Annotated in this window: 18 protein-coding genes and 10 tRNA genes; 22 read left to right on the top strand and 6 right to left on the bottom strand. The window is 40.5% G+C overall.

The genetic code is table 11. From position 1 onward, the window contains the following. Both prfA and hemA read right to left on the bottom strand, forming a co-directional pair. The gene (prfA, locus tag P3J6_RS14790; RefSeq protein WP_178956296.1) at positions 1 to 1,086 is read right to left on the bottom strand and encodes a peptide chain release factor 1; all 1,086 of its coding nucleotides are present in this window, start codon (positions 1,084 to 1,086) and stop codon (positions 1 to 3) included. A 7-nt stretch (positions 1,087 to 1,093) separates the two neighbouring features. Then, positions 1,094 to 2,350: a glutamyl-tRNA reductase gene (gene hemA, locus P3J6_RS14795; RefSeq protein ID WP_175610046.1), complete on the bottom strand. Its 1,257-nt coding sequence runs from the start codon at positions 2,348 to 2,350 to the stop codon at positions 1,094 to 1,096. Positions 2,351 to 2,433: 83 nt separating this feature from the next. On the opposite strand from hemA, the gene lolB reads away from it, so the two are divergent. From lolB to P3J6_RS14880, 17 genes are all read left to right on the top strand, one after another. Continuing rightward, positions 2,434 to 3,021, top strand: a complete 588-nt coding sequence (gene lolB / locus P3J6_RS14800) for a lipoprotein insertase outer membrane protein LolB (protein WP_138608924.1) — start codon at positions 2,434 to 2,436, stop codon at positions 3,019 to 3,021. A 2-nt stretch (positions 3,022 to 3,023) separates the two neighbouring features. Beyond that, a complete protein-coding gene (gene ispE / locus P3J6_RS14805) occupies positions 3,024 to 3,881 on the top strand; it encodes a 4-(cytidine 5'-diphospho)-2-C-methyl-D-erythritol kinase (RefSeq protein ID WP_054202471.1) in 858 nt (285 codons plus the stop codon). Between the two features lie 86 nt (positions 3,882 to 3,967). After that, entirely contained in the window at positions 3,968 to 4,915 is a 948-nt protein-coding gene (locus P3J6_RS14810; RefSeq protein ID WP_008115168.1) for a ribose-phosphate pyrophosphokinase, read from the top strand. Positions 4,916 to 5,064: 149 nt separating this feature from the next. After that, positions 5,065 to 5,679 (top strand): 50S ribosomal protein L25/general stress protein Ctc, encoded by a 615-nt coding sequence (locus tag P3J6_RS14815; protein WP_010388341.1) that lies wholly within the window; start codon positions 5,065 to 5,067, stop codon positions 5,677 to 5,679. A gap of 18 nt (positions 5,680 to 5,697) precedes the next feature. Then, positions 5,698 to 6,282, top strand: coding sequence for an aminoacyl-tRNA hydrolase (pth, locus tag P3J6_RS14820; protein ID WP_008115166.1), 585 nt, complete (start codon positions 5,698 to 5,700; stop codon positions 6,280 to 6,282). A 55-nt stretch (positions 6,283 to 6,337) separates the two neighbouring features. After that, positions 6,338 to 7,429 carry a redox-regulated ATPase YchF gene (ychF, locus tag P3J6_RS14825; RefSeq protein ID WP_008115165.1) on the top strand — a complete coding sequence of 364 codons (1,092 nt, stop codon included), beginning with the start codon at positions 6,338 to 6,340 and terminating at the stop codon, positions 7,427 to 7,429. 311 nt (positions 7,430 to 7,740) lie between these two features. After that, a tRNA-Met gene (locus tag P3J6_RS14830) sits at positions 7,741 to 7,817 on the top strand. 69 nt (positions 7,818 to 7,886) lie between these two features. Next, positions 7,887 to 7,971 (top strand) — tRNA-Leu (locus tag P3J6_RS14835). A 39-nt stretch (positions 7,972 to 8,010) separates the two neighbouring features. Next, positions 8,011 to 8,085: transfer RNA gene (locus tag P3J6_RS14840), tRNA-Gln, on the top strand. Positions 8,086 to 8,090: 5 nt separating this feature from the next. Beyond that, a tRNA-Met gene (locus P3J6_RS14845) sits at positions 8,091 to 8,167 on the top strand. A 95-nt stretch (positions 8,168 to 8,262) separates the two neighbouring features. Then, positions 8,263 to 8,347, top strand: a tRNA-Leu gene (locus tag P3J6_RS14850). A gap of 41 nt (positions 8,348 to 8,388) precedes the next feature. Further along, positions 8,389 to 8,463, top strand: a tRNA-Gln gene (locus P3J6_RS14855). Between the two features lie 66 nt (positions 8,464 to 8,529). Further along, positions 8,530 to 8,614, top strand: a tRNA-Leu gene (locus tag P3J6_RS14860). A 40-nt stretch (positions 8,615 to 8,654) separates the two neighbouring features. After that, positions 8,655 to 8,729, top strand: a tRNA-Gln gene (locus P3J6_RS14865). 64 nt (positions 8,730 to 8,793) lie between these two features. Continuing rightward, positions 8,794 to 8,878, top strand: a tRNA-Leu gene (locus tag P3J6_RS14870). Positions 8,879 to 8,917: 39 nt separating this feature from the next. Further along, positions 8,918 to 8,992, top strand: a tRNA-Gln gene (locus P3J6_RS14875). Between the two features lie 350 nt (positions 8,993 to 9,342). After that, positions 9,343 to 9,738, top strand: a complete 396-nt coding sequence (locus P3J6_RS14880) for a hypothetical protein (RefSeq protein WP_178956297.1) — start codon at positions 9,343 to 9,345, stop codon at positions 9,736 to 9,738. A gap of 75 nt (positions 9,739 to 9,813) precedes the next feature. On the opposite strand, the gene P3J6_RS14885 is transcribed toward P3J6_RS14880, so the two are convergent. Then, positions 9,814 to 10,995 carry an FAD-dependent monooxygenase gene (locus P3J6_RS14885; RefSeq protein ID WP_198523431.1) on the bottom strand — a complete coding sequence of 394 codons (1,182 nt, stop codon included), beginning with the start codon at positions 10,993 to 10,995 and terminating at the stop codon, positions 9,814 to 9,816. Positions 10,996 to 11,252: 257 nt separating this feature from the next. On the opposite strand from P3J6_RS14885, the gene miaB reads away from it, so the two are divergent. Genes miaB through lnt form a run of 5 tightly spaced genes read left to right on the top strand, consistent with a single transcriptional unit; the run spans position 11,253 to position 16,712 of the window. After that, positions 11,253 to 12,698, top strand: a complete 1,446-nt coding sequence (miaB, locus tag P3J6_RS14890; RefSeq protein ID WP_010388336.1) for a tRNA (N6-isopentenyl adenosine(37)-C2)-methylthiotransferase MiaB — start codon at positions 11,253 to 11,255, stop codon at positions 12,696 to 12,698. Between the two features lie 54 nt (positions 12,699 to 12,752). Further along, entirely contained in the window at positions 12,753 to 13,811 is a 1,059-nt protein-coding gene (locus P3J6_RS14895; RefSeq protein WP_024601601.1) for a PhoH family protein, read from the top strand. A 4-nt stretch (positions 13,812 to 13,815) separates the two neighbouring features. Beyond that, on the top strand, positions 13,816 to 14,274 hold the full coding sequence (gene ybeY, locus P3J6_RS14900) for an rRNA maturation RNase YbeY (RefSeq protein WP_010388332.1): 459 nt from the start codon (positions 13,816 to 13,818) through the stop codon (positions 14,272 to 14,274). A 22-nt stretch (positions 14,275 to 14,296) separates the two neighbouring features. Continuing rightward, entirely contained in the window at positions 14,297 to 15,181 is an 885-nt protein-coding gene (gene corC, locus P3J6_RS14905; protein ID WP_010388331.1) for a CNNM family magnesium/cobalt transport protein CorC, read from the top strand. Continuing rightward, positions 15,162 to 16,712 carry an apolipoprotein N-acyltransferase gene (gene lnt, locus P3J6_RS14910; RefSeq protein WP_198523432.1) on the top strand — a complete coding sequence of 517 codons (1,551 nt, stop codon included), beginning with the start codon at positions 15,162 to 15,164 and terminating at the stop codon, positions 16,710 to 16,712. The genes corC and lnt overlap by 20 nt, the downstream gene beginning before the upstream one ends. A gap of 77 nt (positions 16,713 to 16,789) precedes the next feature. Here the strand turns inward: lnt and P3J6_RS14915 are convergent, their stop codons facing one another. The 3 genes from P3J6_RS14915 to P3J6_RS18870 are packed head-to-tail and all read right to left on the bottom strand — an operon-like array spanning position 16,790 to position 17,922. Further along, on the bottom strand, positions 16,790 to 17,134 hold the full coding sequence (locus tag P3J6_RS14915; protein WP_198523433.1) for a 2OG-Fe(II) oxygenase: 345 nt from the start codon (positions 17,132 to 17,134) through the stop codon (positions 16,790 to 16,792). A 33-nt stretch (positions 17,135 to 17,167) separates the two neighbouring features. Next, positions 17,168 to 17,620 carry an ATPase gene (locus P3J6_RS14920; protein ID WP_198523434.1) on the bottom strand — a complete coding sequence of 151 codons (453 nt, stop codon included), beginning with the start codon at positions 17,618 to 17,620 and terminating at the stop codon, positions 17,168 to 17,170. A 17-nt stretch (positions 17,621 to 17,637) separates the two neighbouring features. Next, on the bottom strand, positions 17,638 to 17,922 hold the full coding sequence (locus P3J6_RS18870) for a hypothetical protein (protein WP_232735511.1): 285 nt from the start codon (positions 17,920 to 17,922) through the stop codon (positions 17,638 to 17,640). Between the last annotated feature and the right edge of the window lie 455 nt (positions 17,923 to 18,377).

Here is an 18,377-nt window from a genome sequence, read left to right on the forward strand (position 1 = left end):
TTAATCGTCGCCCATTGCAGCAAGTAAATCGGCTTGATGCTCTTGCATTAGTGGCTCAACAACGGCGCCTAAATCACCTGCTACCACTTCATTAAGACGATAAAGCGTTAAGTTAATACGGTGATCGGTAATACGACCTTGTGGATAGTTGTATGTACGAATACGCTCAGAACGATCGCCGCTACCAACTAAGTTACGACGTTCTGATGCTTCAGCAGCATGACGCTTTTCATCTTCAGCTTGCTGAAGGCGCGCAGCCAATACCGACATCGCTTTAGCACGGTTTTTATGCTGAGAGCGCTCATCTTGACACTCAACCACCACACCCGTAGGTAAATGGGTAATACGAATGGCAGAGTCGGTTTTATTTACGTGCTGACCACCCGCTCCCGACGCTCTAAAAGTATCAACTTTAATATCGGCAGTATTGATTTCGATGGCTTCTGCTTCTGGTACTTCAGCCATAACAGCTACAGTACATGCTGAGGTATGTACACGGCCTTGAGACTCAGTTTCAGGGACACGTTGTACACGGTGAACGCCTGATTCAAATTTTAATTGTCCGTAAACACCTTCACCGCTGATGTTAGCAATTACTTCCTTATAACCACCGTGCTCACCTTCGTTGGTGGTAACAACTTCTACTTTCCATTTTTTTGTTTCTGCGTAACGGCTGTACATTCTGAATAAGTCGCCAGCAAAAATAGCCGCTTCATCGCCCCCTGTTCCTGCACGAACCTCTAAAAACACGTTATTATTGTCTTTTGGATCTTTAGGTAACATTAAAACTTGAATGTCGTCTTCTAAAGTCGAAATCTGTGCTTTTGCTTCTTTATATTCTTCTTGTGCCATTTCGCGCATTTCAGGGTCTGAATCTTTAAGCATTTCTTCAGAGCTGCTCAAGTCTTCTTGTGCTTGCTGGTAAGCTAAAAATGTTTTTACCACCTCTTCAAGCTCAGAGTATTCTTTTGAAAGAGCACGAAAGCGGTTTTGATCACTAATGACCGATGGGTCACTTAGTAACGCTTGTACTTCTTCATAGCGCTCAACTAAGGTTTCTAATTTACGATAAACGGACTCTTTCATTTAACTGTTATTCCTGATCTATACCTAACATTTTTTTTAATTGATTTAGCTGAGCCACTTCACCTTTTTTCGCTGCATCTTGGATGGCACGGGTAGGCGCGTGCATTAAGCGATTGGTTAACTTATTGGCTAGCTCTAAAATTACTTTTTCTGCATTTTTACCTGTATTTAGCTGGCTAAGGGCCCTATCTACAAGTTCTGCTTTTGTAGTTTGTACATCATTACGGTAGTGGCGAATTAAATCCACTGAATCAAGTGAACGCAGCCACATAAAAAACTCTTTGGTGCGCTCACTAATAATAATTTGTGCTTGTTCTGCCGCTTGCTCACGTGCAGCCATGTTTTCGCTAACAATGGCTTGTAAGTCATCAACAGAATATAAATAAGCGTCGTCAAGCTCTCCGACTTGGCTTTCAATATCGCGTGGTACAGCAATATCTATAAATAGCATAGGCTTATAACGACGTTGTTTCAGTGCTTGTTCCACCACCCCTTTACCAATAATAGGTAAAGTACTGGCAGTGGAGCTAATAACAATATCGGCTTGGTGTAATCGTTCTGGTAATTGTGCCAAGGCAATAACATCTGCTGACACTTCATCCGCTAAGCCGCGAGCGCGTTCTATTGTTCTATTAGCTACCGTTATTTTTTGTGGCTCATTTTGGTATAAATGTTTTGCTACCAGCTCAATGGTTTCACCAGCACCAATTAATAGCACCTTGGTTTTGTCTAATTTGCCATAAATATGCTTTGCAAGATTAACCGCAGCAAACGCAACCGAGACTGCACTCGCACCAATGTTAGTTTCGGTGCGTACTTCTTTTGCCACTGAAAAGGTTTTTTGAAACAAACGATCAAAAGTTACACCCACCGCATCGTGGGTTTTAGCACTGTTATACGCTTGCTTTATTTGCCCTAAAATCTGTGGTTCACCTAATACCAGCGAATCAAGCCCGCAGGCTACACGCATTAAATGGTTTATTGCTGCGCTGTCTTCATAACAGTAGATGTTTTTACTCAGTTCATGTTCATCTAAACCATGGAAACTGGCTAACCATTGCAACAATGTTTGGGAATTTTGTTGCGCAAGGCTACAATACACTTCAGTGCGATTACAGGTAGATACAATAACCGCTTCATTAAAGTCGGCATGACCACTTAATTGCTGTAGCGCCTCTGAAATTTGCTCAGGCGAAAAGGCCACTTTTTCTCGTAAATCTACGGATGCGGTTTTGTGATTAATACCAAGTGCTATTATGGTCATATCTGCCAAATATTGCTGAGCCCTACTTCATAGGCGGCAATTTTATCAAAAATCTCAGGAATATGGAAAGTAAGGAACAACATTTGACTCGACAATATTTTATTTTAACCCTGTTAATTATTTTTTTAACGGGCTGCGCCAATAAAAACAACTACAATACAAAAACTTACGAAGACTGGAAGTTACGTCTTAGTACACAAAAAACTTGGCAGGTGGAAGGTAAATTAGCGTTTATTAGCCCTGATGAGCGCCAATCTGCTAACTTAAATTGGCAACAAACACAAAATAGTAATCATTTAGTGTTAACCACATTTATTGGCACCCGAATTTTATCGCTCAAACAAACCGCAGTGGGGGCTGAATTAATATTTGATGATCAACAGTTTTTTGATACTAATGCGAGTAAACTTTTACAACGCTTAACGGGGTTTACTTTACCGGTAAATAACGCCGGTCAGTGGTTAAAAGCCACTATTGACGATCAAACCTTAGAAGTCGATCAATTAGGCCGTGCTAAAAGCGTGTTATGGTTTGATGACGCTGGCAAAAAATGGCAAATAAACTACACCAGTTACATACAAAAACACGGTTTTTGGTTACCTAACGCGCTAACCTTAACCCATCAAAAGATTAAAATTAAAATCAAACTCTACGATTGGCAGTTTAACTAATTATGAATACTCCCTTTGAACTTTCGCTGATTGCGCCGGCGAAGCTAAATTTATTTTTACATATTAATGGTCGCCGTGATGATGGCTATCATGAATTAGAAACCCTGTTTACATTTTTAAACTATGGCGACGAGCTCCATTTTACGCTTACTAATGATAAAAATATTAGTATTAGCGGTGACACTCATGGCATTGCACTAACTGACAACTTAATTTATAAAGCAGCTTTATTATTGCAAACTCAGTGTAAAGTGAATTTAGGTGCAAAAATAAATTTAACTAAACGTTTGCCTATGGGTGGAGGTGTTGGTGGTGGTTCATCCGATGCCGCAACAACACTTTTAGCGCTGAATACACTGTGGAATACCGCTCTTACACTAGATGAACTTGCAGATTTAGGCTTGAAGCTCGGTGCAGACGTACCTGTATTCATTAAAGGTAAAAGCGCCATAGCACATGGCATTGGCGAGCAATTAGAGTATGTTAAATTGCCACAAAAATGGTACTGCGTTGTTTTTCCAAACCAGCATGTCAGTACTGCACAAATATTTACTCACCCCGATTTAAAACGTGACACGCCTAAACTTTCAGGTGACTGGCAACAACAGGTTTTAACTAACGATTGTGAGCCTTTAGTGAAAAAGCTGTGTCCCGAGGTTGAAAAAACCCTGCAGTGGTTGCTAAAATACGCCCCATCAAAGATGACCGGAACAGGTTCATGTTGTTTTGTTGAATTTGCTAGTCAAGTTCAAGCACAAGATGTACTTGCTAACCTCCCCCATACTTGGCAGGGGTTTATCGCATCGAGCGTTAATACTTCTCCTGCTCACACGGAGTTAGCCGCCATCATTGATAAATGAAGTAACGTACAAGTAATCATAAGTTAACCTACTTTGTTCATTCAATGTAAGTTAGTCCAAAAATTCAGTGCCTGAGGAACCCTACCGTGCCTGACATGAAGCTCTTCGCTGGTAACGCAACACCTGACCTAGCTCAAAAAGTTGCAAAACGTTTATATATTGAATTAGGCGATGCTGTTGTTGGCCGTTTTAGTGACGGTGAGATCAGTGTTCAAATTAATGAAAATGTTCGTGGCTCGGATGTTTTTATCTTACAATCAACCTGTGCCCCTACTAACGATAACCTAATGGAACTTATCGTTATGGTTGATGCGCTACGCCGTGCATCTGCCGGTCGTATCACTGCTGTTATTCCTTATTTTGGTTATGCTCGTCAAGATCGTCGTGTACGTTCTGCGCGTGTGCCAATTACAGCTAAAGTGGTTGCGGATTTCTTATCAAGTGTAGGTGTTGACCGCGTTCTTACGGTTGATTTACATGCTGAGCAAATCCAAGGCTTCTTCGATGTACCAGTAGATAACGTATTTGGCAGCCCGGTATTATTAGAAGATATGAAAAACCGCGACTTTGATGACGTGGTTGTTGTATCTCCTGATATTGGTGGTGTTGTACGTGCCCGTGCAATTGCAAAACTATTGAACGATACCGACCTAGCTATTATTGATAAACGTCGCCCTCAAGCTAACGTTTCTCAAGTAATGCATATTATTGGTGACGTTGAAGGTCGTGATTGTATTATTGTTGATGACATGATTGATACCGGTGGTACATTGTGTAAAGCAGCTGAAGCTCTTAAAGAGCATGGTGCTAAACGTGTATTTGCTTACGCTACTCACCCTATTCTTTCTGGTACAGCTGCAGAAAACTTACGTAACTCTGTGATTGATGAAGTGATTGTAACTGACTCAATTCCACTGTCTGACGAACTAAAAGCGCTTGATATTGTTAAAGTATTAACACTTGCAGATATGTTAGCAGAGACTATTCGTCGCATTAGCAACGAAGAATCTATCTCGGCAATGTTTGAACATTAAAGTTAAACATTAATGAGTATAAAAGCGCCTTTTGGCGCTTTTTTTGTAGGTGATGTTTATTTTATAAACCCGCAGTGGTATGATAGCGCGCCTTTTGGCTAGGGACCTTGGTCGCAAAGGCCCTAACACTTTTAATTATTGGAGACATCATGTCTAACACAACTTATACTTATGACGCTGAACTTCGCGTAGAAACTGGTACTGGTGCGAGCCGCCGCCTACGTCGCGAAGACAAAGTGCCGGCAATCCTTTATGGAGCTGATAAAGAAGCTTTATCGCTTACTTTTGAACATAAAGATATGATCAAAGCACAAGAAGACGAAGGCTTTTACACTCACATCCTTACATTAAATGTAGGTGGCGAGAAAGTTGAAGCTATCTTAAAAGATATCCAACGTCACCCTTTCAAGCCTAAGCTTACTCACCTTGATTTCCAACGTGTAGACGCAACTCACAAACTAGTAACTAAGGTTCCTTTACACTTCATCGGTGAAGATAAAGTAACTAAGTTAGGTGCAACTGTTGTTCACCAGTTAACTGAAGTTGAGATTTCTTGTCTTCCTAAGTCACTTCCAGAATTCATCGAAGTAGACGTATCTGATCTTGTAGCTGGTGATTCAATCCACCTTACAGATCTTGCGTTCCCTAAAGGTGTTCAATCTGTTGAGCTTGGTAAAGGCGAAGGCCACGATCAGTCTATCGTTACTATCAAAGCTAACAAAGCAGCTCCAACTGAAGACGACGCTTCAGACGCTGCAGAATAATATTTAAGGTCTCGCACCTTGAATTCTATTCAAATGCTTGTGGGCCTGGCTAATCCAGGCCCCGAATACGCAAATACACGCCACAACGCAGGTGCTTGGTTCATTCAAGAACTCGCTGCACGCTACAACTGCACGCTAAAACACGACCCTAAATATCACGGCCTTACTGGCAAAGTGATTATTCAAGGCAAAGAATTCAAATTACTGATCCCCACCACTTACATGAACTTAAGTGGCAAAGCGGTGAGTAGTTTAGCCAATTTTTTTAAAATCCCAGTGGAAGACATACTTGTCGCCCATGATGAATTGGATTTAGACCCAGGCGTTGCCAAATTAAAAAAAGGCGGCGGACATGGCGGTCATAATGGCTTAAAAGACATTATTGCAAAAATGGCAAATCAAAAAGACTTTATGCGCTTACGCATAGGTGTTGGTCATCCAGGACATCGTGAAATGGTCACCGGTTGGGTGCTTGGAAAAGCAGCCAAGGAAGATCAGGAAAAAATGGATGCCGCAGTTGATGAAGCAGTTCGTTGTATGGAAATACTTGCTAAAGACGGTGTGTTAAAAGCACAAAACAGACTACATTCGTTTAAACCCTAGTTTTTAGGGGTATACGTACACACGTTTTAAACGAATCTAAACAAGGTATCTTACTATGGGTTTTAAATGTGGCATCGTTGGCTTGCCTAATGTTGGTAAATCAACACTTTTCAATGCATTGACTAAAGCGGGTATTGAAGCCGCTAACTTTCCTTTTTGTACCATTGAACCTAATACAGGTGTGGTACCGGTGCCAGATCCTCGCCTAGACGAACTTGCTAAAATTGTTAACCCACAACGTATTCTTACAACCAGTATGGAATTTGTGGATATTGCAGGTTTAGTTAAAGGTGCATCGAAAGGTGAAGGCCTAGGCAATCAGTTTTTAGCAAATATTCGTGAAACTGATGCGATTGGCCATGTAGTTCGCTGTTTTGAAGATGAAAACGTTATTCACGTAGCGGGTACTATTGACCCTGCGGACGACATTGACGTGATCAACACTGAGCTTGTGCTTGCTGATATGGACAGTGCTGATAAAGCAATTTTCCGTAATGCAAAAAAAGCAAAAGGCGGTGATAAAGACGCAAAAGAGCAAAATGCAGTACTTGAAAAAGTAAAAGTGCATCTTGATGAAGGCTTAACTTTACGTTCTTTAGCACTAACAAAAGAAGAAAAAGCAGCAATTGCGCCTATTAACTTCTTAACCATCAAACCAACTATGTATATTGCTAACGTTGCTGAAGATGGATTTGAAAATAACCCACTACTTGATCGTGTGCGTGAAATAGCTGCCGCTGAAGATGCGGTTGTAGTACCTGTGTGTGCCGCTATCGAGTCTGAGCTTTCTGAGCTTGAAGATGAAGACAAGTTAGAGTTTATGGCTGACCTTGGTCTTGAAGAGCCTGGGCTTAACCTTGTTATTCGTGGCGGTTATGAATTACTGCACTTACAAACCTACTTTACTGCGGGTGTAAAAGAAGTTCGTGCATGGACTATCCCTGTGGGTGCAACAGCGCCACAAGCTGCAGGTAAAATCCATACCGACTTTGAACGTGGCTTTATCCGTGCACAAACAATTGCTTTTGATGACTTTATTGCATGTAAAGGCGAAAGCGGTGCAAAAGAAGCAGGTAAAATGCGTCAAGAAGGTAAAGAATACATTGTTAAAGATGGCGATGTAATGAACTTCTTGTTCAACGTATAATTAAACACCGCACCACCTTGAGTGGCTAATTGTTTTAAAAGGCTCGTTTTTACGGGCCTTTTTTATTTTCAGCCGAATATTAGTCTACCCTAGTAATAAGCTTCAAAACGTAAAGCAAAGCTAAAATTATAATACTCAGCTCATAAAGAGTGTTAAAAAAGCAACGTTTTAATTAAAAAGTAGCCGGTTAGCCTATTTTTCCTGCAAACAAACCAACTTAAGTGTTTTTTTGCAAAAAAGGTGTTGACGAATTTGGGGCATATCAGCATAATACGCCCCGCACTCAGCGATGAAGTGCTAACAAAAAAGATGGCTAAGTAGCTCAGCTGGTTAGAGCACATCACTCATAATGATGGGGTCACAGGTTCAAATCCCGTCTTAGCCACCATTTATTTTTTGTTGCTCAATGAAGAGTTTAAAATAACTACCATTTCTTTGATTAATTCAAAGTAATAATGCGGGAGTGGCGGAATTGGTAGACGCGCTGGATTTAGGTTCCAGTATCTTAGGATGTGAGAGTTCAAGTCTCTCCTTCCGCACCATATTCTTGATAAGAATTAAAACTATCAATTGTTTATTGTTGGGATATCGCCAAGCGGTAAGGCACCAGGTTTTGATCCTGGCATTCCCAGGTTCAAATCCTGGTATCCCAGCCAACAATGGCTAAGTAGCTCAGCTGGTTAGAGCACATCACTCATAATGATGGGGTCACAGGTTCAAATCCCGTCTTAGCCACCATTTCTTTTCTAGAAGTGGCTCTGCAAGAGTTAAATTGCAACTCAATGAAGAGTTTAAAATAACTACCATTTCTTTGATTAATTCAAAGTGATAATGCGGGAGTGGCGGAATTGGTAGACGCGCTGGATTTAGGTTCCAGTATCTTAGGATGTGAGAGTTCAAGTCTCTCCTTCCGCACCATATTCTTTGATAAGAATTAAAATTATCAGCAATTTCTTAGTTGGGATATCGCCAAGCGGTAAGGCACCAGGTTTTGATCCTGGCATTCCCAGGTTCAAATCCTGGTATCCCAGCCAACTTCTTCTACCAAAGAACGTTGAATTAAGAAATACTCTGTTAGGAGTCTAAATATAAATTTGTATGCGGGAGTGGCGGAATTGGTAGACGCGCTGGATTTAGGTTCCAGTATCTTAGGATGTGAGAGTTCAAGTCTCTCCTTCCGCACCACATTCTTGATAAGAATTAAAACTATCAGCAATTTCTTAGTTGGGATATCGCCAAGCGGTAAGGCACCAGGTTTTGATCCTGGCATTCCCAGGTTCAAATCCTGGTATCCCAGCCAACTTCTTCTACCAAAGAATGTTGTACAAGAAAACTCTGTTAAGAGTATAAATATAATCCTGTATGCGGGAGTGGCGGAATTGGTAGACGCGCTGGATTTAGGTTCCAGTATCTTAGGATGTGAGAGTTCAAGTCTCTCCTTCCGCACCATGTTCTTAACTAGAACTAAAACTCATCCAAATTTAGAGTTGGGATATCGCCAAGCGGTAAGGCACCAGGTTTTGATCCTGGCATTCCCAGGTTCAAATCCTGGTATCCCAGCCAATTTGCACACATCTTTGATTACACCTCCACACTAGATTAAAAATAATTTATCATTACTTCTACTTTTATTATCCAATACAACATTTTTAAGCAAAGAAATTGTCGACAGCAAAGCAAAAATCTCGCTAACTCCAAATAAAAAACTTTTAATGCTTAAAGAGCCTAACTTACCCGCTCAAAATGATTAATTATTATTACGTATTGATATTAGTCACTCAGATAAAAGCAATTAGACCCAATTTAGGTATTTATGTAAAAAATGTTAATGAAAAGTTGACAGGTGTACCTTTTATGGTAATGTTTGTTTTGCTCAAATAAAGAGCTATATAAACTTAATAAGGATAGTTATCATGAAAAAAATATATTTAATCATTGCTTTGTTTTCGGGTCTTTTTTCAGCAAATGTACTTGCAAACTCAGTGTCGTGTTATGTAGACACAATGGCTTACGACAATTACTCACAAAACATGTGCTTTGGCGGTGAAAGTAACCCTAATTTTCACCCGAAAATAGCATTTAAGGTTAATACCTCTAAAGCTGTTTCTAATGTTGTTTGGGTTTTTGATGGTACATATGACCGTTCAGCCAGTTGTGATGGAACAACATGTATAGTTGACGTTTATAAAGTCGAAAGTTCAATGACAGCATGTGTTGATAAAATCTACTACACTGACTTTACATGGGAAGATGTTAATTGGTGCGCAAGCGCTGAATATATGTACTCTCGTTCAGGTATGTGGAACTAAATTTATCTCCGTTTACAAGTGCCACATAAGCGGCACTTGTTATTATTATAAGAATCTAGATTTATGTAAGCGAATTTAATCTAACTTGCCACTAATCGCGTATCTAAGCACCCAATTTTTTACCGGCCCTGTATTATTAGCTAACTTTAAAAATGTGCTGCGCGCCCATTTTAATGGGGCTATTTGATTTGAGAAACCAAAGTAGCAAGCATCCATCATACTCATCATTAACAAATTAGCGTTACGACGACTACGCTCGTATTCTTTAAGCATTAGCGGGCACCCTACATCATCAGCTGTACGTAACACTTCAGCTAAAGCAGCTACATCTTGAAAGCCTAAATTAACACCCTGTCCTGCCAGAGGATTAATGGTGTGCGCCGCATCACCCACTAAAACGAGTCTGCCTTGTGAATAATTATTGGCATGCTGCCTTGCCAGAGGAAATATAGCATGGCTTTGTACTTCAAAATCACCAGCAAGCTTTGGAAACTTTTCAATAATATGAGCTTTTAATTCGCTAGGTTGTAGGGCTTTAAATGCTTTGAGGGTATTTGCATCGTCATACCAAATTAAATTTGCATAAGGTGCTTGCATAGGTAAAAACGCAACAGGCCCTGTAGGTGTAAACTGCTGCCATGTTTTAACTTGTTGTGGTGCATCGAGCTTTATTAGCACGCCCATACAATGCTGCTGATATTGCCAACCAGTTATACCAATATTGGCTTTGCTACGTAATTGTGATTGCCCACCATCCGCTGCAATGACTAAATCAGCAGTATAGCTTTGTTCGTTGTAGTGCAAGCTAATGCTATCAGGGTTTTGCTCTATTGCTGTTAAAGCCGACAAAGGATTAATCATTTCAATATTATGTTGCTCAAATTGCTGCCATAAACTGGCTTGAATTAGCTTATTCTCAATTAAATGACCTAAATGGGTGGTGTTAATACCATGACAATCAAATAATAAATGATCGTTACCTCGTTCAAAGGTCTCTAATTGTTCATAGGGAGCCAATCTATTTGCTCTCAGTAATGGCATCGCACCGAGCTGATCAAGCAGTTTTTCCGAAAAGCGATTAATAGCCGAAACACGTATATCAACGTCATCACTGTTAAGTACCTGTGATGCATCTATTGGATGTTTTTCAATAACACGTACGACTTTGCCTTGTTGCGCTAATTTAATAGCCATAGCGGCACCAACCATGCCGCCCCCTACTACAATTACATTATTTTTAGCCATGTTTTTCATCATTTTAATTCTGACTTAACTCTGCTTAGATTGTATCGTAATTAGTTTGCTCAGTGTGAGCGCTTCGCTTAATTCTATTATTAAACCCATACTATATTGATTTCAGATCACAAACATGAAATCTATACTTGGTTTTGAGCGTGTATCCAGCTAAAATACGCGTCCTTTAAGTCGAGCGAAATTTTAATAATTCCGCCACTTATACCTGTTTCTAGCACATATTTGTGCCACTATCGAATTGAACACGAGGCTATATTTCAATGAGCAAAAAGCTGCATATTAAAACCTGGGGTTGTCAGATGAACGAATACGACTCTCAGAAAATGGCTGATCTTCTAGATGCTACCAACGGCTATCAGCTAACTGAAGAAGCTGCTGATGCTGATGTTATCTTACTTAACACCTGTTCAATTCGTGAAAAAGCGCAAGAAAAAGTATTTCACCAACTAGGTCGTTGGAAGTTATTAAAAGATGACAAACCAGACCTTATTATTGGTGTTGGTGGCTGTGTTGCATCACAAGAAGGTGATTCAATTCGCCAACGTGCTCCGTTTGTAGATGTTATTTTTGGTCCACAAACTTTGCACCGTTTACCTGAGATGATTAAACAAGTACAAGGCGATAAAGGTTCATCTGTAGTTGATATTTCATTCCCTGAGATTGAAAAATTTGACCGCTTACCTGAACCTAAAGCGGAAGGTCCTTCTGCGTTTGTATCAATTATGGAAGGTTGTTCTAAATACTGTACTTTCTGTGTTGTGCCTTACACCCGTGGTGAAGAAGTAAGCCGCCCTGTTGATGATGTATTATTAGAAGTTGCACAGTTAGCCGAGCAAGGCGTACGTGAAGTTAACCTATTAGGTCAAAACGTAAATGCATATCGTGGTGATACACACGATGGTGAAATTTGCTATTTCTCAGATCTAATTCGTTTAGTGGCTGCAATTGACGGGATTGACCGTATTCGTTACACCACCTCACACCCTGTAGAGTTTACACCAGACATTATTGATGCGTACGCTGATGTGCCTGAGCTGGTTGATCACTTACACCTTCCAGTACAAAGTGGTTCAGACCGTGTTTTAAACTTAATGAAACGCGGCCATACTGCTCTTGAGTACAAATCAACAATTCGTAAGCTACGTAAAATTCGCCCTAACCTAAGCATGTCGTCAGATTTCATCATAGGTTTCCCAGGTGAAAGCAAGGCCGACTTTGAAGCTACCATGAACCTTATCAACGATATTGGTTTTGATATGAGCTTTAGCTTTATTTACAGCGCACGCCCAGGTACACCAGCGGCCGATTTACCAGATGACGTAACAGAGCAAGAGAAAAAAGAGCGCCTGTACTTATTGCAAAACCGTATTACGCAAATGGCACAGCAAATTAGCCGCCAAATGTTTGATACTGAGCAACGTATTTTAGTTGAAGGTCCTTCTAAGAAGAACCCGATGGAACTACGTGGCCGAACTGAAAATAACCGTGTAGTTAACTTTGTTGGCCCACACACAGTGATCGGTCAGTTTGTTGATGTACGTATTACCGAAGCGTTACCAAACTCTTTACGTGGCGATTTAATTCGTACAGAATCAGAAATGAACTTACGCCGCGAAATTGCGCCTTCTGCTATTTTAACTAAAGCAGCGAGTGAGCAAAAAACCGAGACAGCTAACGAAATTGGCGTTGCTACTTTCGTACCTTAGTTGCAAAAATTCATTGCGCCAGTTAACGCTGGCGCACTGTAATAGGAAGTAATTTTGAGTAATCAGTTAAAAACATTAGAGATTTATTTAGAACCTGCCGACAACAAACGCCTTTCTTCATTATGTGGCCCGTTTGACGAAAACATCAAACAAATTGAACGCCGTCTAGGTGTTGAAATTATTCATCGTGATAACTTTTTTAAAGTAACCGGTAAACTACACAGTAGCGCCGGCGCGGTAGAGATCTTAAAAAACCTTTATATTGATACTCAACCTGTACGTGGGGAAATTGGCGAAATTGAGCCTGACAACGTCCATTTAGCCATCACTGAGTCTAAAGCGCTTGAGCAAGACACCTCTAGTAGCGCCTATGGCAAAGAAATGATGATTAAAACCCGTCGTGGCGTTATTAAACCGCGAAACGATAACCAAGGCTTGTATGTTGCTAATATTTTGCACCACGACATTACCTTTGGTATTGGCCCTGCAGGTACAGGTAAAACCTATCTTGCAGTTGCAGCGGCAGTTGATGCACTAGAGCGCCAAGAAATACGCCGCATATTGCTCACTCGCCCTGCGGTTGAAGCGGGTGAAAAACTCGGTTTTTTACCGGGTGACTTAAGCCAAAAAATAGACCCTTACTTACGCCCACTTTACGATGCCTTATTTGAAATGCTTGGCTTTGAGCGTGTTGAAAAACTGATTGAAAAAAACATCATTGAAATTGCGCCATTGGCTTACATGCGTGGGCGCACACTTAATGATGCGTTTATTATTTTAGATGAAAGCCAAAATACCACCACAGAGCAAATGAAAATGTTCTTAACCCGTATTGGTTTTAATTCTAAAGCAGTGATCACCGGCGATATAACCCAAGTTGATTTACCTCGAGGTGCGCGCTCTGGTCTTCGCCATGCTATTGAAGTATTGGATGGCGTTGATGAAATTAGCTTTAACTTTTTCAAATCGCACGATGTGGTACGCCACCCTGTAGTAGCCCGCATTGTAGAAGCGTATGAGCGCAACGATGAGCGTGAACGCCTTAAGCGATTAGAGAAACAACAAGCCAAAGAAGCGCTTGCCGCTCAAGAGCAACCTGCTACTAAAGAGTAATACCGTGAAAACAGAACTTGATTTACAAATAGCGTGTGAGTTTGACAACTTACCCAGCCTTGAGCAGTTTGCCATGTGGGCCGATAAAGTACTTAGCCAATATCGTGATGAGTCTGAGCTGACCATTGTCATCAGCGATGAGGAACAGTCGCAACAGCTCAATAATGACTACCGAGGTAAAAATAAGCCTACCAACGTATTATCATTTGAATTTGAAGCGCCACCGGGTATTGATATCCCACTTGTGGGTGACTTAATTATTTGTCCTGCCATTGTTTTGGCTGAGGCGCAAGAGCAAGAAAAGTCATTTCATGACCACTTTGCTCATATGGTTATTCATGGATGCTTGCATTTACTTGGATTTGACCATATAAAGAGTGAAGACGCGTTAGAGATGGAAAGTATAGAAAAGCAATTACTTGCTGAACTAAACATAGCAGACCCATATCGGGACGATATTTAAATAAACGGAGCAATTAGACGTAATGAGCGACGATAACTCGCAATCTAGCCAGGGTTCTTCTGGCAAAACTTGGCTGGGTCGTATAACCCAGATGTTGCAAGGGGAACCCCAGAATAGAGAAGAGCTGGTTGAGGTAATTGCCGATGCCCAAGAGCGGGATGTAATCGATCCTGAAACCAAAGAAATGATTGAAGGTGTGCTTGGCGTGTCTGAGCTCAAAGTGCGAGATATTATGATCCCGCGCTCACAAATGGTCACTTTGGAAATTGATAGCCCGCTTGAAGAGCACATACCTATGATGGTTGACTCTACCCACTCTCGTTTTCCGGTAGTGTGTGAAGATAAAGACCATGTAGAAGGGATTTTACTCGCAAAAGACTTATTACCCCTCATTTTAAATAAAGATGAGCATTTACCATCGCTACGTGACTATTTGCGCCCTGCCATGGTAGTGCCTGAAAGTAAACGGGTGGATACCCTGCTTAATGAATTTCGTCAGCAACGTTACCATATGGCAATCGTGATAGACGAATACGGCGGTGTATCGGGTTTAGTAACCATTGAAGATATTCTTGAGATCATTGTTGGCGAAATCGAAGATGAGCACGATGAAGAAGAAGAACAACAAGATATTCGACAACTGGCTAAACATGTTTACGTTGTGCAAGCACTGACCCCTGTAGATGACTTTAACGAGCATTTTAAATCAGGTTACAGCTCGCAAGATGCCGACACTATTGGTGGTACCGTGTTACACGCCTTTGGCCATATGCCGAGCCGTGGCGAAACCATCGATATAGAGGGATTTCAGTTTAAAGTAACCAATTCTGATAATCGTCGTATATTGCAACTGCAAGTCACCATTCCTAAGGCTGATGATAACGACAGTGAAGAAACTGCTAACTAGTCTCACCCTACTAGCAAAAGATAAAAAAGCATGGCTCGCACTGGTTGCGGGCCTTGTTTTAACTTTTAGCTACGCGCCTTTTGGTATTTGGCCGATTGTATTTTTTAGCATAGGCTCGCTATTTTTTTGTATTCCTGCAAACCTCAATGGAAAAGTACATGCTAAAACAGCCGCTAAGTATGGCTTTATATTTGGTTTAGGCTGGTTTGGTGCAGGTATAAGTTGGGTACATGTTTCTATCGCCACCTTTGGCGGTATGCCACTTATCGCCTCAATTGCATTAATGGCACTGCTTTGTAGCTACCTTGCGTTATTTCCTGCGCTGGCGCTGTGGGCAACCACTCGCTTTTCAAACGGCTCTATAAGTTTTGCAGCGCTATTACTCCCTTGTTTTGCTATTAGTGAATATTTGCGTGCCAACCTGTTAACTGGTTTTCCTTGGTTAAGCTTTGGTTATACACAAACCGATAGCCCTCTGAATGCCCTTGCTTCTTTAATTGGTGAATTTGGGCTCACGCTATTATGTATTGCCATAGGCTTTGCATTGTACAGCTTAACCCAAAAACAATTTAAAATGCCTGTTGTTACCGCTGCTGTGGTTTTGCTTGCCTTCACAGGCGCACACTTTACAAAGGTAACCCATTACTCCGATAAAGACCTCTCTGTGCTGCTTGTACAAGGTAATATAAAACAACACTTGCGGTTTGACCCCAATGAGTTTTGGACCACCATGAGTAAGTATCAAGATATGACGCGCCGTCACTGGGATGCCGATTTAATCGTGTGGCCTGAAGCTGCAGTGCCTGAGATAGAAGCGCTTGCCGATTCGTATTTAGCAGGCTTAGACAGTGCCGCCTCATTCAATAAAACTGCATTAGTGACCGGTATTGTCGATTACCAACGCGACACTAAAACCATTTTCAATACGCTAATTGTGGTCGGTAACAAAGAGCAAAATGATGAACACGGCCACTATCGTTACTTAGACAGTAACCGCTATCAAAAACATCAATTACTCCCGATTGGTGAGTTTGTTCCCTTTGAAGACATACTCCGCCCCATAGCTCCGTTATTTGATTTACCCATGTCATCGTTCTCGCGCGGTGATAAAGTGCAAAATAACTTACGTGCGAATGGCTTTAACCTGCTGCCCGCTATTTGCTACGAAATAGTATTTGCCGATCTAGTGCGTGGCAATTATAAAAGCGACTCAGACATATTATTCACGGTGAGTAATGATGCTTGGTTTGGTGATTCAATCGGCCCTCACCAGCATATGCAAATTGCCCGCATGCGCGCCCTAGAACTACAACGCCCACTAGTGCGTGTTACCAACAACGGTATAAGTGGCGTATACGACCCCATAAGCCAAACACGCCAAACTATGCCACAGTTTAAAGCTACCACACTCAAAGCCAATATAAAGCTCATGCAAGGGGATAGCGTGTATAGCCAATACGGCAATGGGTTTGTATGGGGAGTTATATTGTTATTGGGTATGATTGGATTTGGGGTTAGGTTTAAGAAGTAATTTATAGCTGATAACTATTAGTTGTCAGCTATCAGTAAGAGAAAGGTTGCTCTGGTATCTAACCAACCTTCGCAAATCTATTTTTTAATCCAGCCTATGCTTAAAATATAACGACTGCCCTTTTCTATTTTTGATACTTGGTGCTGTTCTATATCAGGCCTGAACAGCTTAACTCGGTGGTAATTTATAATTGGGTTGTCACAAATAAACTCACCACCCTTGGCGGCATGTTTTAATATAATATTGAGCCTAAAGTGCCGACCAGTTTTAACGTTATCGATATGCGGTTTTATTTCACTCCCTTGTGGAAATTTAATCAAATAAACATCAAACTTAAAAGGAGCAAAAATACGACAGAGCAGCATCTTGTCGTAACCTGATCTTTGCCGCCCACGCTCCCAACTAAATAGCTTATTTAGCATCTACACTTAACTCTAAAAAAATTGAATACATGCCTAAAACCACTTAATTTTAAGCTTTGTCGAGTGAACTTTACTTGCTTGTGATCTAAATAAATTGCATTTAATGTCAACATAACTAATTTCGCTAGGTTCTAGAAAGCTGTCTGTGCTTTTGCCTACACAGTTACCAATAAACTTGCCACTTTCGTCAAATGTAGAAGCAATAACGGTTCCCGTATAAATGCTCTCGTTAGTAATATTTTTTAATTCAGCCGCGATTCTTACTTGACCATTTTCTTTGTATATTTCAGAAAGAGTTAGATTATAGTCATTGTTAAATTCATCACTTGTTTCTAATGCTTTATTAGAAACCATTGTTTTAAATCCACTGTCAACATCAGCGGCGATTGTAAGGGCGAACGCACTAATGCCGCCAAGTACAGCTATTACAAATCCAATACCCCAAAAAAAGCCTTTTATGCTCTCATTAAAATTATTACTTTTCATTTAATTCCCTTTCGTTTTTACCATTGTATTTCGTTAACAAGATAGCCAAAGTAACTTTTTTCACCGGCTAAATTTATTTTTTTGTTTTTAAGTGTTTGTAGCTCGTCCGTATCTAAGTACCATCTAAACGAATGCTCTTCACCAGTGGATAAATCAGCAATGTTTAATGTTATACATTGCTGCTGATCATTTATAATACATGTAGTTACATCAGTTAAAAAATATTCTTCAGACCACAGTTCGCCTAAATTATTTTCAGCATAATACATAATGGGAACTACGCTAAATTTCCACAACGCCATATAGATTAAACAAGGGTACATTATTATCAAGAACCCTTTTACTAGCCTACTACCTTTAAAAAAGTGACGAGTTATTAAATAATTAAAGTTGTGATCACACCTATACTTTTTAAATAATATATATATTACTGCCATGGTTAATATAGGTAGCACTACTAGCTCTATAAAATGTAATCGCTCATTAGCAATAAGAGCAGGATCGTTAAACTCGTACCATCCAATGAGCAATACTAAATAGCTCATTAGTACGAATATAATTAATAGATATAAAAAACTTTTATGAAACTCTTTGTGCTTTATGTTTAGCAATTAAACTCCCATTCAACTTCAATGATAAAATTATCTTTTAAGTATACTTTTTAACCCATAATACCAACTAAGGGCAGCGACTGTGCCATGAGTTTCATCTTCAAAGTAACGTTGATTTATATTTAAATTATCGCTCGAGTGCGCTT

Source organism: Pseudoalteromonas sp. 3J6 (genome assembly GCF_903995135.1).
Lineage (GTDB): Bacteria > Pseudomonadota > Gammaproteobacteria > Enterobacterales > Alteromonadaceae > Pseudoalteromonas.